The sequence below is a fragment of the Cupriavidus sp. GW821-FHT02F09 genome, from assembly GCF_059421605.1.
This window is the reverse complement of record NZ_JBWKVH010000026.1, coordinates 90773-104842: the sequence shown is the minus strand read 5'-3', so window position 1 is coordinate 104842 and position 14070 is coordinate 90773. Positions and strand designations below refer to the sequence as shown.

The following is a 14070-nucleotide window of genomic DNA, read 5'->3' as shown; positions in this document are numbered from 1 at the left end:
GGCTACGCGGGCCTGGACAACGAGCTGTTCTACATGGACAAGACCATGATGGTGTTCGGCGACGCCAAGAAGGTGGTCGAGGACATGGGCAAGGCAGCAGATTGACATCCACCTCCAGTTTGGATGATGCACAAGGGACATGGCACCAGGCGTTGACCGGCAATCGGTCCACGCCGTCAACTTCCTGCCAAGCGTATCCGTTCCAGCAACCGTCGCACTGCGAGTGGTTGCATCCGAGTTGACGGCCGCCGTTCTGTATTGATCTCGTCGTAGGTGCAACTAATCTTGAAGGCCTCAGTCGAATGCGTCAAGTTGCCACCAAATTTGCGCCCGAGCTTGGGCGTTCCAGGCACCTCGCTACCGTTGGCCTCCCGGCTGTGCTCCGCCAAAGCTATTCATCGCCGAGGCTTTTCAGCCCCCAAACGAACGGCGGCAGGCCCTCTAACCCCGGTCGGCCGGCGTCTACTGTAAAAATGCCGAACGATGGCTGCTTGCAGCTTCGGGGCTCTATGCCGTCTCGAAGCGTACCGGCGAATTTCTCACGGTGGCTATACGAAGGGCCGTGACGGGTCTACCCAGGGCTTAGGCTCTGGATCCCTCGGCGCGGCTTCTCCTCCGGGCGGCAACAGATCGGCACCGTCGTTGGCTCCCGGCACAAGCTCTAAACGTTTCGTTCGATGTTGCCACGCGTGCTCGCGGAGGGCGGCGCGCCATAGCCACGGCTCACACTCCATTCGCTTAAAGGAAATGATCAGCTAGATGAACTGGCATCGCTCTTGATGTTGGACTTGGATTTTCGGCCCAGGCATTTCGACCGGATTGGTATCCTGAGCGTCGCACCTTGGCGCTGGCGCGATTGCGAGCACGGCATTGTGCGCTCAGGATCGGCCCTTTGTCGGAGGCCGCGTTACCGCAGCGCTATCGGTCGCGGCCATGGCGACCACCGGTACGAAGGTGGCCTACCAGGCCGGATCTGCCGCATCGGGTGATGGCGACGAGGTTGGGTGCTTCCGCGCCGGCGGTGCCGCTTTTTCCAACGTTATCGAGAGCGGTACTAGCGCTGCCGGGTAGCGCGTCGCCTCAGGGGCCAGGCGTTCAAAGACCGCGTGGCGATGTTGGTTGCCGATACGGCTGCTCTCGCAAACATCGGCGATTCCCGCGCCAAGCAGAAGGCTCGCACCGCCCCTACACTCGATGGCTACATCAATGCGATCCAGGTCTGGACGTTCACGGAAGGCGCGCCGTACCAGATCTATGTCAGCCCGGGCAGTGTCACAGTCATGTCGCCGCACCCCGGTGAGGAACTGGTGACGGCCGTCACAACGATACCTTGCGCTTGGATTGTCGGCGACAGAGAATGGGTTCTCTAGACCGTCCCTAGGGTTAGACAGCCTCCGGGGCTACGCGGACAAATCCAGAGCGTACCCCCGGTGCCAGTCAAAGATAATTAGAATTTGTGGCGCAAGCCGACGGTGACCCCAAGTTGGTTAGCACCCTGCTGAACAGTTCCGAAACCCCAAGTCCCCGAACCCACGCCGAGATTCGACCCGTTGCGGTTCTTCGTATATCCGACAGAAAGGTACACATCAGAGCGCTTTGAGAGTGCGTAGTCACCGGACGCGACGAAAAGCCACGGGTCAGCGGTGGTGCCCGAAAAGTCCTGGAAATACGCTGCGGCGGAGATCGTGAGTGCCCCCGTGCCGCTCCACCGAACACCGGTCCACCATAGATTTGACCGCTGCCTGTCTTGCGTGGTAGGCGCGCCGGGCAGCAACGCTCCGCTGTAAGCCTTCGCCCAGCGATAGCCGGCATAGAGCGTCGCAGGACCGATGCCGAAGTTTCCTGCGACGGTAGCACGGCGTGTTCTGGCATCCGGGTTCATGGTGACCGTGCCGGTGTTCACCTCATCATATGCTGTGGCAATGCTGAAGTTGTCCACTGCATAGACGAGGTGACCGCCGAACTCACGTCCGAGCTTCGGATTGCCCGGGACCTCACTTCCCCCCACGGTGCTGCTCTCCGCGCCGAAGCTGTACATGGCAGAAGCCTGCAGTGGCCCGAACTTGCCGAAGTACTTGATCGTATTGTCTGCCCGGGCGGAGAATGCGCCGTCCTGTGCAAGCAGTGAGTATCTTGGAGCAATTGCCATTGGGTCGATATCCCCGGCGATATCGAAGATCGAGCTGTTCTGGCGACCGAGTCGGATTGCTCCCCAGGTACTCTGCAGCGCCACGTATGCGGACCGCCCAAACAATCGACCGCCTTGTGACGACTTTCCGGTATCTGTCTCGAATCCACTCTCCAATACAAAAACCCCCTTCAACCCTCCACCCAGATCTTCCACTCCGCGCAGCCCCCAGCGCGACCCCGCCAGATTTGCCGTAGTCAAGCGCACGACATCATGCCCACCGCCTGGCTGCCGGTTTGCGTACTCGATGCCGGAATCAATCACCCCGTACAGCGTAACGTTCGACTGAGCATAGGCACCTGCCGAAGCAGCCGTAGCGATCGTTGCCAACACCATATTCTGTCTCAGCTTCATTCTGTCTTCTCTCCTCGCGGAATTATTGGATTAACTCATTGCGACGCGTCAGGCGTTCGAACCGTACTCACACTCCTCCGCTGCCAGCGGTGGTCTTTTGCGTACGGGCCATGAAGGAACGCCCGACCTCATTGATCCGGCATGCCCCTCAGTTGTGAGCGGTTGAAACCGTTCATCTAATACTTGGCTCTAGCTGGAGGTGTGCGCAGATGTGGAATTCAGAGCAATAGCCATGCCAACGCTGGAAGGCTCGCGCACGATGGATTGCCTACCGACGGCACTTTGCGGCGCGTGCGGCTCCGACGACTGTGCTATAGGCACTGTTGTACCGACAGTGTTTCTGCCGTGCATTTCCTAAACGCACAGTGTTTTCAGGGACGACAAGTCGCCTTTGCCGTAGAGATTTGCGTGACGATGTCCCACCTAGGACGCGACCGCCTCGAGCAGCATTCGGAGGACAGGAGAAAGAAGGATGGAACAAAGAGTTGAGCCCCTTGCCATTCATGCCACTCCACCACGGTGGTGACGCCGCAGCGAAGTCCTTCAATAGTTGGAGGAAGTGCGATGACGTCCTCGATAACTTTCTTAAAGATGGCACAAGACGCGCGCCATACCGCTCTCGTGATCCGGACATCGACCGCCCTCAATTCACCCCCACAGAAGTCGGACGATGACGTAGCTGAATCCCCGTTCTATGAACTTCGGATTATCGATAAAGATGTCGCCAGAGCCAACGGCCGTGCGCCTCAGATCGCCGCTGACTCGCTGGGAGGAATAGCACCATTGAGACTCGCCTCGCCATCCTTGCGCACAAAGTCACGAGTATTGGCCCCGTTACGCAAATACCGCCATGCGAGACCTTGATGCCACGCAGTTTCGAAACGCCGCTGGTGGAAATGTTCGCGTTTGAAGACTTCGGCCATGCGCTGGAGATATCCAACCCGGAGTTGCTCCAAGAGTTAAAAGCCGCGTCGGCACGCCGTGGCGCGGGCCTTGTGCACGCTCCGGCAGAACAAACAACGCCAATGCGAAGCGTTTATCCGCACTGGTCCTTCCTAGGCCTGAGCCTGGGCGGGACGCAGTCATTTCTCGCAACGCAATCAAAATCCCGCCGTTCTTGTTAGAAGACACAGTGCATTCATCGCGGACACATGAACGCTTCGTGAACACATGATCTCGGACCGGCCCTCAAGTTCTACCAAGGACTGGCACGATGAATTCAACTTCAGAATACGCCTTGATATAGCAGACTCGCCGCACGCGCGACTCCGTGAAGAGGTACTGCTAGGCGAAGTCTCGAAACAACACTAGTTGCGTGGTCTCGTTGTGCAACTAGCCTGCTACGCTGGCTGGCCCGCCGGGATGTGCGCTGGCAAGGCAGCCGTCGACCTCTTCGACGTCAACAAGTAAGTACGAGAGAGAGCAATGCACATAGGGTTCATTGGTCTGGGAGCCATGGGTGGTGCGCTGGCACGCCGCCTTTTGGCTTCGCGGGCGCTCAGCGTCTGGGACATTTGCGACGCGGCAGTCGCCGAGTTTGAGAAGCTAGGCGCGTCCACCGCATCTTTCGTAATTGAACTCGCGTGGCGGTGCGACATAGTGCTTCTATGTCTTCCCCGCAGCTCTAACGTTCGCCAGGTTATAGTTCGGCCTGGAGTCTCGCAGAGGGACTGACAGCTGGAAAATTGGTAGTCGATCAGCCTTCAGGCATTCCGGGCGAGACGCGCGCTTTCGCAAAACAACTGGCACAACTAGGCGTGTCTGTAGTCGATGCCTCCGTTTCTGCTGGTATTTGCGACGCGGCAGTCGGCACCATTGCCATCATGACTTCCGGGCCGTCTGATGCCTACTAACGCGCCCTGCCGGTACTAACGGCAATCAGCCCGAACGTATTTGACTCCGGGCGGCAGGTGGGGGACGGACAGGCCATGAAGTTAGTGAACAACGTCCTAATCCCTGGAGAGCCCCACGGACCTTGCATGCCGTCTGCCCCGAATCGTCCCCCACAGCCCCTTCCCGCTTGCGCCGCAGTTAGCGCCCCGGCCTATGGCCAACGTGGGTTGAGCGCCAGTTTCAGCAAACTCCGGTCCCACGTAGTTCGCTGATCTTCTTTTCGCTGTATCCCAATTCGCTCAGGATCCGGACTGCATCGGCACCGCCGTCCGGCGTGGCTCGCCTGATTCGTCGGGGTACACCGTCAAAGTTCAGCGGCGACGCAAGCAGGTGCATCGGCCCAAGCGCCGGGTGTTCCACCGGTGCCGCCATCCCGAGCTGCTTGACCTGCTCGTCCGCGAACACTTGATCCATCGTATAGATCGGTCCGCATGTTACCCCAACCGCGTTTAGTTTTTCGATCCAGTAGTGCGACGGCTTCGTCCGCGTCAACTGGGCGATCCCAGCATGAATTTCCATGCGGTTTGCCCTGCGACCGTCCCGCGTGCTCCACTCAGTCTTCTGCGCCCAATGCGGCATATCCATGACCTCGCACAGCTTCGGCCACATCCTGGAGCTAGGCGCGGACAGAGTGACGTGTCCGTCCAGCGTTGGGAAGACGTCAGTCGGAATGGCGGTCGGATGTTCGTTGCCTACGCTGCGGGGAACTTCCTTGTCTACCAGCCAGCGCGTCGCCTGGAAATCCAGCATGAACAGCAGACTCTCAATCAGGCTGGTGTGGACCCAGCGACCCCGGCCTGTCCGCTCCCGCTCATAGAGGGCCATCATGATGTTCAGCGCGAGCATGTTGCCGGCGGTCAGATCCCCCACCGCGATACCGGTGCGCAGCGGGACGCCGCCCGGGATTCCCGTCACAGACATGAGCCCGGTCATGCCCTGGGCAATATGGTCAAGTCCAGGACGGTCCTGATACGGTCCAGTCTGCCCGAAGCCGCTGATGCTACCGTAGACGAGGCGGGGATTGATCGCACACAGGTCTTCGTAGGTGATGCCCAGACGATGCTTCACCCTTGGCCGCATGTTCTCGATCACCACATCCGCGTTCTTCACCAAGTCCATAAGGACAGCCAGTCCGGCCGGATCCTTCAGGTTCAGCCGAATCGAACGCTTGTTACGGTGAAGGTTCTGATAGTCTGAGCCGCGCTCCCTGCCAACGACGTCCTCCATCGCGGGTGAACCGGGCGCTGCAAGAGGCTGATCCACCCGGATCACTTCGGCTCCCCAATCGGCCAGATGGCGTACGGCGGTGGGACCGGCGCGTGCAAGCGTGAGGTCAATGACCTTAAGTCCAGCGAGGGGTAGCTGGGCTTCAGGACAGTTGGGCGAATTGTCGGCCGCGCGCGCGGCATCACTCATATCGGTCAAGAGGTACTCCCGTTCGGAACCTTTGAGATTGATTGGGATGATGTCGCTGCATCCGGCGCTCGTCCAGTTCGACTTTCTTTTGCGCCTCTTACCGACTGGAATGCTCCGTCCAACTGGTATGGCAGATCAAACCAAAGGAACCTTTACAGGCCCCCCTTATGCCGCATCCCAAAATGTAGACTTGACCCGGCCGAGCTGAGTTAGGTTGCTTCGAACCAATATCGGAATAGAAGAATGAATGCGGATGTGGAACTGGAAGAGGAGATGCAGGTTCTGGACAGATATGCCGATGGCAAGCTGATACCGGGTCGCAGTGCTGACGCTAAGGCCGAGCTCACCCGCATACCGGTTACTCTCGGTCGCCCCTGGCGCACTCAACGTGCCGCCGGGTGTGATAGGGATCTTGTCAACGCGTGCCTTCGAGCGCAACAGGCGAGACCGAGGACTCATGGGCTTTTGCCGTCTCGGTGGACACCTTGCTAAAGTATGAAGGTGCAGTTGTGGCGCCGAATGCAAGCATGGCATCGCCGAGTTTGAGAATCATTCTCCTCGTCATATGAAGGTCTCTGGTCGCGATGTCAGCGCAATGACTGCGCTTGTGACGACAACGACCACGCACTCCATAGCGCGGATCTACCGCCCCTGGAATGATGGCTTCCGCTTTTCGAGAAACGCCAGTCGTCCCTCAATGGCGTCCTGGCTTGCACCGCATGCGTCCGCGATCCCCTGGATGGATGGCGGGCTTTCCTCTAAACCCGCATTGCATAGAGATTTGATTGACTCCTTGATGAGATGAAGGGTCAGCGGCGCATTGCCAACGACCTCTTCGGCATAGCGTGTAATGGTCGCGTCCAACTCGTCGTCTGGCACGACCGCCGTGACCAACCCCATCTCGAGCGCCTCCTCCGCGCTGACCCGCCGGGCAGTCATGAACAGATCCGCCATCCGACCTCTACCGAGCAGCGACATGAACAGTGACAATGTCGCGTATGGGTACGGAACGCCCAGCCGGGCCGCAGGCATCATGAAGAACGCGCTTCGCGCCGCGATACGAATATCGCAAGTCACAGCCAACTGTAGCCCACCGCCCACACAAGCCCCCGAGATACTGGCAATGACGGGCTTCGAGACTCGAATTGGCGCCAGCATCGCCGCGGTCGAGACACGCAAGTACTCGGCTTCCGCTTCCGGGTTCTTCCGAAGCGCCTCGAACTCCGAAATATCTGCCCCGGAAATAAAGGAGCGCGTTCCGGCTCCGCTAAGGACAATGCATCGCGTGTTCGTGTCCTCCTCCAGTTCCTGGAATGCATCGACTAGTCGATGCTTCATCGCCATCGTGAGCGCATTGCGGCGTCGCGGATGGCAGGCTATCACGCGCGCGACACGCCCTGATCTGGAAACCTGGATTTCGGCGGTATCGTCCGCCGGGCTCGTAGAACGTCCTTGCCGCTCGCCGATGCTGGCGTCCGACCGACATGCTTTCTGATTCATGGATGTTGAACTCCTGACCCCTCTCGAAGGTTAAAGAGAAATCTGCAATGTCTCTTGGCTCCCGAAAAGGCGCAGTATTTGTGTGATGTCCTTTTTGCAACCTCATGTGAACTAGACTCTGGGGCTCGACTGTTCCCCCTCGCCCCTTATCAGATCACGCCTGCCGCCTTCCAGTCGTCAAGTTGATTACTGCCGAAACCCAGCCAGTCGCGGTAAACGAGTTCATTGTGCTGCCCGAGCCGGGGCGCTGGTGCGCATGTGCCGTATTCGGAGCAATGGAAGCGGATCGGCAGACCCATGGTCTTCAATCCCGGAATTACCCCCAAATCAGGATGCATAAGGCTCGTGACCTCCCGGCGTTCGTTGAGCGCAGGATCCTCCAGCGCCTCTGCCGGAGTGCGCACCCTCGCGACCGGAATGCCCGCCTTCAACAACTTTGCTTCCACCTCGTCGACACTCCGTTCGCAGCACCACGCATCGACCGCCTCCACGATTTCCGCGTTGCGCTGGCTGCGCGCCGAGAGAGTGGCGTAACGTGGGTCCTCGGCCCACTCCGGCCGGCCCATGATGCGGAACAGCGCATGTGCAAAGGTATCGCGCGTCCCTGCAGCCGTCGCAATGTAGCCGTCCCGGCAACGAAACATTCCGAACGGTGTGGACCTCACGTTGAAGTTGCCAGTGCGGGTCGGCTGGCCGATCTGCTCAAGCGCCTGCCATTCCTCGCTGGCCAGGAAGGCAGTAAGTGTCCCGAGCATCGAGATATCGACATACTCACCGCGTCCGGTTTGCTCGCGACGGTAGAGGGCGGCATTGATACCCATAACGGCAAACAGCGGAGCAACGGTATCCGCAACCGACATGCCGACACGAATCGGCGGCTGACCCTCGTCACCGCTGACAAGCATCATGCCGCTCAAGGCCTGGATCACCACGTCGAGCGCCTTCCTGCCGGACATCGCTCCTGCGCCGAACCCGCTGATGGAGCAATAGACAATACTCTGGTTGATCTCCCGCGTGGCTTCGTAGCCGATGCCGAGGCGATCGGCCGTGCCGCTAGCGTAGTTTTCGATCACGATATCGGCGCGACTGGCCAGTTCGCGGTAAATGGCCTTGGCCTCCGGCGACTTCAGGTTCAGAGTGATGCTGTGCTTGCCGCGCGCGCGATTGAGGATCGGCACTGACATCGCATCGGGATGCTCGCGCCACATCGTCAGAGCTCCGTCTGGCCCCATGAAGGGCGCATACCCGCGCACCGCGTCACCTTTGAGTTCTTCGATCTTGATGACGCTCGCGCCCATCGCGGCGAGGAAGTACGTCGCCAGAGGTCCTGACTTGTGCGTGGTGAAGTCGAGCACAACAAGGCCCTCGAGCGGCCCATGATTGGAAAACGGGAAGGGTATAGGCCGTTCGCCAGTGCCGGAGGTGTTGGATGTTGTCATCGTCAGAATTCCTTAAAGCCAAACTACTGGCGGCCGAGTTGACGAGCCACCGTCAGGTCGGCTGCCCGGCATATAACCGGACCAGGCAGCGATGGGCCCGCTTACTGCTTGGCTATGCCCATGTCCGCAGCGACATTCATCGTCCGCTCTTCAGCACTTGCGTGAACTCGTCCAGCGAGATCGCCCCGGGTTCGCTGCCTTGCCGGCGGAAGGTGTCACGCACAGCGTCGTTCGAAAGCGCGGCGCGCTGCGCTTCGGGAAGCCGTTGCACTACCTCTTCGGTAGTCGCTGCTGTTGTTAAGGCTACGATGGTGGCAGCCGCGGCCCCGACCGTCTAGTTCCTTTTTTGAATACACCGGATACCGATTGGAATGGAACCGCCAGCCTGTGCTCGCTGGAAATGGAGGCAGCACGACTCGACGTCAAGGGTTGGCCGCGCGAGCTCACGGCGCTCCGGACGTCGGCAATGTGCGAGAAAGAATCAGAGGATCCAACAACGGATCCGTGCCGCGGGCAAGTTCAAGTAGAGGACGGCCTTGACGCGCCGTCCGCGCGACGCCCCACAAGGTGCCGCAGAGAAACAAAAAGCCCGAGACCAGCTTGCGTCAGCCCGGACCATACCAGCCTCCTTCCCGTTCAGGGCGCGGAATGTGTCAATGACCGTGAAGTAAGTAAAAATGGGGCTCCCACACTTTGTATGAGGGCCGAGTCAAGCCCTTGATTTCCGGCCGGTTTGGTCTACGTTGATCGTTACCATGAGGCAAGTTCTCGGTGGGATCGATCGTATTCTCGCCCGTGTGGGTAAGCGCTTCATCTCCAGCGACGTGCAAGGGAAGACCATTACTATTGAAGCCCGCAGTACAGTTCGCAGGGCACCGCGCCCGGCCTGCCATAGTTGGAGTCACCGACTCCACGGTCGCTATGTGCGCAAGCTCGAAGAACGTCCAATGCTCGAGCAGCGGGTCGTTCTCGCTATTGAGGTGCGTCGCTTCAAGTGTATGAACGCCAACTGCCCCCGTCGTACGTTTGCCGAGAACATCCACGCCTTGGCCGGGCGGTATCAATGTCGTACGCGATCGCAGGCTCGGGCGTTGCACGCGCTTGGCCACGCCCTCGGTGGTGAGGCGGCAGTCCGGCTTGCCGACGCCTTGGGATTACGCACGAGTGCCGACACCGTGCTGCGGGAATTGCGCAGAGTACCTGAGCGCAAGCGCAAACCACGACCGCAGGTCGTCGGCATCGATGACTGAGCGATCGCGCGCGGTCACCAGTACGGAACAATCATCGTCGACCTGGAGCGACGTGAGCCGATCGAAGTGTTCGCCTGCAGGGAAGCCATTGCGGTGGCTGCGTGGATGCGTGCTCACCCATCGATCGAGATCGTCGCCAGGGATCGAGCCGGGGCCTATTCCGAAGCGGTCGACATTGCGCTGCCGGCAGCCAAGCAAGTCTCGGATCGCTGGCAACTGCTGAGCAACCTGCGCGACAACGTCGAGAGGCTGCTATACCGATTCGGGCCACAACTGCGCCAAGCCGCCCAGCAAGTAAACGTCAGTAAGGTGACCCTTGGCCGGCAGGGGATTCTGAGCCGAAACTCACAACGGTCATGGGAGCGTCTGAGCGATCAGCGACGCGCCACGCGGCTGTCGTTGTACAAGCAGGTGATGACGCTACGCGCCCTGGGCGGCTCGATGAAAGGAATCGCGCGCGAGCTTTCAATCGACCAACGAACCGTGCGCAGGTTCGTCACTGGGGGGGGATTATTCCCCGAGCGCGCACCCAAGGCGCGGGGTCCGACGTCTTTGGATCCCTATCGCGACTACATCGAGGAACGAATCGTCCAGGGCTGTCGCTTCCCTGAACGGATCTGGCAAGAACTCAAGCAGCGAGGTTACTTGGGAAGTCGCGGCTCCGTGCAGAGTTGCGTGGTCCGCCTCCTCTTTCCGCTGGGCAAGACGCCGCTTGTCCTGGAGCCCGTGCGAACGATGCCGATTCCGTCAGCCCGGCGCATGTTCGGATGGCTTGTCGGATGGAGGAACCTCGCCATCGAGGAGCCAAGGAGCGCGGATCACGAGCGATTCGTGAAGGCGCTGTGCAAGATCGAACCCGTGGTGGGCGAGGTGCGCAGTCTCGCGCGGGAGTTTCTCGGACTCATGCACCGGCGAAGTGTGCGACATTTCGATCGATGGTTCAAACGTCTGTCGTGCTGCGACGCTGTGGAAATGCGTCGGTTCGCGCAAAGCCTGCGCGCCGACTTACCGGCTGTGCGGGCGGCCTTCAGGCTGCAATGGAACAATGGCCAGACCGAAGGTCATGTCAACCGGCTCAAGCTCCTCAAGCGCCAAATGTATGGCCGCGCGAATATCGAGCTTCTGCGGCTGCGGGTCTTGAAGCCAAGCTAAACGGGCCCGCCTTGTCCTACTGGACCCGCTAGTCCGGTCGCCATCGCAGGCGCGTGAGCGCGTGCGGCCAGGACCAGGCTGGCGGGCTCGCTTACGTTAGTCAATAAGAAGAATGGTGGTAGTGGGGCGGGGACAACGACGGCAAAGGTCCTCGACGCGAATTCGCCGTCGTCACACAAGGGCGCGACGCGCGACAAGGACCTCCACGTCGGCGATCCGGCATTTGTCGAGGTGCCGCTCGCCCGGCTGCTCGACAAAGGCTATGCGCGCGAGCTTGCCGAACGCATTCGTGCCGGCGACAAAATCGACATTCCCCGCGTCAATCCCGGCCACGTGGTGCCGCGCGACACCACGCATCTGTCGGTGGTAGACGGCGCCGGCAACTGCATTTCGCTGACCCACTCGCTGGCGATGCCATCAGGTGTCATCACGCCGGGACTCGGGTTCCTGCACAACGGCTGCATGGGCGTGTTCGACCCGCGCCCGGGCCGCGCGGGCAGCATTGCCCCCGGCAAGCGGCGCTTCACGTCATCATGTCCTTCGATTGTGTTCCGGGACGGCAAGCCGGAGATCGTCATCGGGGCCCCGGGGGGTACCCAGATTGCCATGGGTGTGCTGCAGGCCATCCTAAACGTGGTGGATTTCAGCATGGCGATGCAGCCGGCGGTGTCGGCGCCCCGTTTCTCCTCGACCAGCAATACTATCGACGTATGCAATCGGATCCCGCGTTACCTGACCGCGGAGCTGGGGGCGCAAGGCTACGAGGTGATCCGCAATCCGTACAACTACACGATCGCCTGGGTCCACGCGATCCGGCTGGCGAACGGAGAACTCGACGGCGGTGCGGATCCGGGGCGCGACGGGGTCGCGCTGGAGACGGCGGTACCCTGACCCAGCGCTAGACGCATGATCACGACCCGCCCCCGGTATGTCGCTTCGCCCCGCGCAACCCCAACCCTTCGAGTGCTCGAAGGGCATAGTCAAGATTCACGCTCTTCCCGTTTTGTTGAGGACCGTTAATTCTCCGACTGGCGCCCACTAATTCTGCGAATGTGGCGTGCCGAGGAGGTCTAGGTACTGTTTTCGACGCCGGCCCTCCCGGGCAGGTAGCCCTGCCGCCAAACCCCGACTTAAGGTTGGGGTAGGAATCCCGGCGATTAATTGCATTTTGATAATCAAAGGATGCTCGTGCAGCCAAGCGAAATCGCCGCGTTGATCGCCGCCCCGACGCTCTCTCCTGGAAGCTACAATAGGGCCATCAGGCGACACGAAATGAAGAAGCCAGACATCGAGCGATGCGAGGGATACCGGCAGTTCGAGAAGATCCATGCGGCCTTCTGCACCGGCGACATTGATGCGCTGCGGGCGGCGGTTGATGACCCGGCCTGCATTCCCAACGGACCCATGCCGCCAGGGATTGGGCCTTGCTTGGAGTACGCGATCTACCATAGCCCGCTGCCCCTTGTCCGCACCTTGCTCGAGATCGGGGCGGATCCCCGGCCGGTGGATCACGCGGGTTTTCCGCCGCTGATTGCGGCGCTTTCATGTAGTCTCGCCCGGCCATGCGCACCCGCACGAACGGATGTGATCGAGGTGCTCAGGCTGCTGCTGGCCTTCGGCGCCGATCCTGCGCAGCGCGGCAACAACGACTATAGCGCGCTGCACATGGCCGTGAGCGTGCGCAATTTGCCTGCGGTAGAGATGCTGCTGGCGGCTGGTGCGGACGCAGCTAGCCGGACGCGCATCGACGACTGCGAAACCCCACGCGAGATGGCCGAGGCAATGGGGTTGCCTGGGATTTCACAATTGCTGGCCGCCCATAAAGTGAGCGAACGGTTGTAGCGCAGCTCAACCATCGACCCTGCGCATTGCCATGGCTTGCTCCACCATCGTTGATGAACGGCAGCGCCATGGGAAGCGTCTAATTCGACTCGATCTCTCAAACGGGATGCAGCTCACGCCGCTCGCCACTGTCACCGACGATTCCCGGACCAGGCTCAGAAGCGGACTCACACCGTGGCGTCCGATAACGCCACGGGCTCACACCAATGACGGGTCGGTCATCGCGGCGCTGCCGTTCCCTTTATAGGGCAGAACCGTTTCTTCGCGAACGCCGAGCACATGGCTCAGAAGGATCTCCGGCCGCTCACGCAGTCTTGGCCCGCGCTCTGTTGATTTGTGATAGGTGTCACTGCGTCAGAGACCGTCGATCAATACGATTGACCTCGCTAGCAAATTGACCCTTCTAGCAATTCCCGCTACGCCGAACTCTGATGGAGTTCGGCGTCTTTTTTTGCCTGTGCTCCTTACGCCCCCGCTGACGCGAAATATTGTGATAGCGGCCACAGCAAGCCCACCCATCATGATCAATCTCAAATTGTCGACGTCAGCTCCCTGACATGGACAGTCCTAGAGGGGGAAACGTCCCCCCAAGTTGCACAGTGATGGCACTGGGGCGTTCCTCTTCTAGCGTACGTCGTCCTGCTCCCATCCTCCCGCCGCCACAGCCCGCTTTCACTCTCGCCGCCTCCGGAATTGAGAGCAGACTGGGACCACAAATAGCGCTACAAAATATTCCGATAATTATTCCATCTGGCAAAAGGTAGACAATCGCTTATTGTGATGTTCATCACCGCAACCGGCACCAGCAAGGCCCAGAATCGAATCTGTTAGTGACTGACCGCGCTAACAGATTTGGTGCTAGTTGAACGCCAAGCCCTTGTCCGTGGGGGCTTGGCGTTTTTTTATGCCGAGTCCCAGGTGCACACCTGCTTGTCCCCTAGCATGCTCTTGCACGCAACTTACGCGGGGCAATCTGAAGCCAGGTGACGCAAAGTCATTGACACGTTCCGGCGTCCACGCTCGTCCACTTTTTTCT

14 protein-coding genes and 1 pseudogene are annotated in these 14070 nt (G+C 60.1%); 8 read left to right on the top strand and 7 right to left on the bottom strand.

Annotation, left to right across the window (positions count from 1 at the left end; all coding sequences use genetic code 11):
- The coding region (locus AC07XB_RS25365; RefSeq protein WP_492829873.1) for an NAD(P)(+) transhydrogenase (Re/Si-specific) subunit beta at positions 1-105 on the top strand (105 nt) is incomplete at its 5' end.
- A 1001-nt stretch (positions 106-1106) separates the two neighbouring features.
- Positions 1107-1370: a hypothetical protein gene (locus AC07XB_RS25360; protein ID WP_493688108.1), complete on the top strand. Its 264-nt coding sequence runs from the start codon at positions 1107-1109 to the stop codon at positions 1368-1370.
- Between the two features lie 77 nt (positions 1371-1447).
- Here the strand turns inward: AC07XB_RS25360 and AC07XB_RS25355 are convergent, their stop codons facing one another.
- Positions 1448-2542: a porin gene (locus tag AC07XB_RS25355; protein WP_492829700.1), complete on the bottom strand. Its 1095-nt coding sequence runs from the start codon at positions 2540-2542 to the stop codon at positions 1448-1450.
- A 746-nt stretch (positions 2543-3288) separates the two neighbouring features.
- Positions 3289-3465, bottom strand: coding sequence for a hypothetical protein (locus AC07XB_RS25350; RefSeq protein WP_492829702.1), 177 nt, complete (start codon positions 3463-3465; stop codon positions 3289-3291).
- A gap of 502 nt (positions 3466-3967) precedes the next feature.
- On the opposite strand from AC07XB_RS25350, the gene AC07XB_RS25345 reads away from it, so the two are divergent.
- Together AC07XB_RS25345 and AC07XB_RS25340 are read left to right on the top strand one after the other, a co-directional pair.
- On the top strand, positions 3968-4216 hold the full coding sequence (locus AC07XB_RS25345; protein WP_492829704.1) for an NAD(P)-binding domain-containing protein: 249 nt from the start codon (positions 3968-3970) through the stop codon (positions 4214-4216).
- Positions 4213-4395 carry an NAD(P)-binding domain-containing protein gene (locus AC07XB_RS25340; RefSeq protein ID WP_494752807.1) on the top strand — a complete coding sequence of 61 codons (183 nt, stop codon included), beginning with the start codon at positions 4213-4215 and terminating at the stop codon, positions 4393-4395. The genes AC07XB_RS25345 and AC07XB_RS25340 overlap by 4 nt, the downstream gene beginning before the upstream one ends.
- A 220-nt stretch (positions 4396-4615) precedes the next feature.
- Here the strand turns inward: AC07XB_RS25340 and AC07XB_RS25335 are convergent, their stop codons facing one another.
- The 5 genes from AC07XB_RS25335 to AC07XB_RS25315 form a co-directional block, all read right to left on the bottom strand.
- Positions 4616-5851 (bottom strand): CaiB/BaiF CoA transferase family protein, encoded by a 1236-nt coding sequence (locus AC07XB_RS25335; RefSeq protein WP_492829874.1) that lies wholly within the window; start codon positions 5849-5851, stop codon positions 4616-4618.
- A 415-nt stretch (positions 5852-6266) separates the two neighbouring features.
- Complete coding sequence (locus AC07XB_RS25330) at positions 6267-6404, bottom strand: hypothetical protein (protein WP_492829706.1); 138 nt, start codon at positions 6402-6404, stop codon at positions 6267-6269.
- Between the two features lie 89 nt (positions 6405-6493).
- Positions 6494-7351 (bottom strand): enoyl-CoA hydratase-related protein, encoded by an 858-nt coding sequence (locus AC07XB_RS25325; protein ID WP_492829708.1) that lies wholly within the window; start codon positions 7349-7351, stop codon positions 6494-6496.
- 149 nt (positions 7352-7500) lie between these two features.
- Entirely contained in the window at positions 7501-8790 is a 1290-nt protein-coding gene (locus AC07XB_RS25320) for a CaiB/BaiF CoA transferase family protein (RefSeq protein WP_492829710.1), read from the bottom strand.
- Positions 8791-8926: 136 nt separating this feature from the next.
- Entirely contained in the window at positions 8927-9061 is a 135-nt protein-coding gene (locus tag AC07XB_RS25315; protein WP_492829712.1) for a hypothetical protein, read from the bottom strand.
- Positions 9062-9545: 484 nt separating this feature from the next.
- On the opposite strand from AC07XB_RS25315, the gene AC07XB_RS25310 reads away from it, so the two are divergent.
- From AC07XB_RS25310 to AC07XB_RS25295, 4 genes and pseudogenes are all read left to right on the top strand, one after another.
- Positions 9546-10040 (top strand): transposase, encoded by a 495-nt coding sequence (locus tag AC07XB_RS25310; RefSeq protein ID WP_492829714.1) that lies wholly within the window; start codon positions 9546-9548, stop codon positions 10038-10040.
- A gap of 3 nt (positions 10041-10043) precedes the next feature.
- Positions 10044-11192: an ISL3 family transposase gene (locus tag AC07XB_RS25305; protein WP_492829876.1), complete on the top strand. Its 1149-nt coding sequence runs from the start codon at positions 10044-10046 to the stop codon at positions 11190-11192.
- 177 nt (positions 11193-11369) lie between these two features.
- Positions 11370-12083 (top strand): annotated as a pseudogene (locus AC07XB_RS25300) (gamma-glutamyltransferase); the annotation flags it as partial.
- Between the two features lie 381 nt (positions 12084-12464).
- Entirely contained in the window at positions 12465-13034 is a 570-nt protein-coding gene (locus tag AC07XB_RS25295) for an ankyrin repeat domain-containing protein (RefSeq protein ID WP_492829716.1), read from the top strand.
- Positions 13035-14070 lie beyond the last annotated feature (1036 nt).

Excerpts from the sequence above, each read along its gene's own strand:
- AC07XB_RS25355 (WP_492829700.1), bottom strand. The coding sequence starts at position 2,542 with ATGAAGCTGAGACAGAATATGGTGTTGGCAACGATCGCTACGGCTGCT.
- AC07XB_RS25330 (WP_492829706.1), bottom strand. The coding sequence starts at position 6,404 with ATGATTCTCAAACTCGGCGATGCCATGCTTGCATTCGGCGCCACAACT.
- AC07XB_RS25345 (WP_492829704.1), top strand. The coding sequence starts at position 3,968 with ATGCACATAGGGTTCATTGGTCTGGGAGCCATGGGTGGTGCGCTGGCA.
- AC07XB_RS25325 (WP_492829708.1), bottom strand. The coding sequence starts at position 7,351 with ATGAATCAGAAAGCATGTCGGTCGGACGCCAGCATCGGCGAGCGGCAA.
- AC07XB_RS25295 (WP_492829716.1), top strand. The coding sequence starts at position 12,465 with ATGAAGAAGCCAGACATCGAGCGATGCGAGGGATACCGGCAGTTCGAG.
- AC07XB_RS25310 (WP_492829714.1), top strand. The coding sequence starts at position 9,546 with ATGAGGCAAGTTCTCGGTGGGATCGATCGTATTCTCGCCCGTGTGGGT.
- AC07XB_RS25350 (WP_492829702.1), bottom strand. The coding sequence starts at position 3,465 with ATGGCCGAAGTCTTCAAACGCGAACATTTCCACCAGCGGCGTTTCGAA.
- AC07XB_RS25335 (WP_492829874.1), bottom strand. The coding sequence starts at position 5,851 with ATGAGTGATGCCGCGCGCGCGGCCGACAATTCGCCCAACTGTCCTGAA.
- AC07XB_RS25320 (WP_492829710.1), bottom strand. The coding sequence starts at position 8,790 with ATGACAACATCCAACACCTCCGGCACTGGCGAACGGCCTATACCCTTC.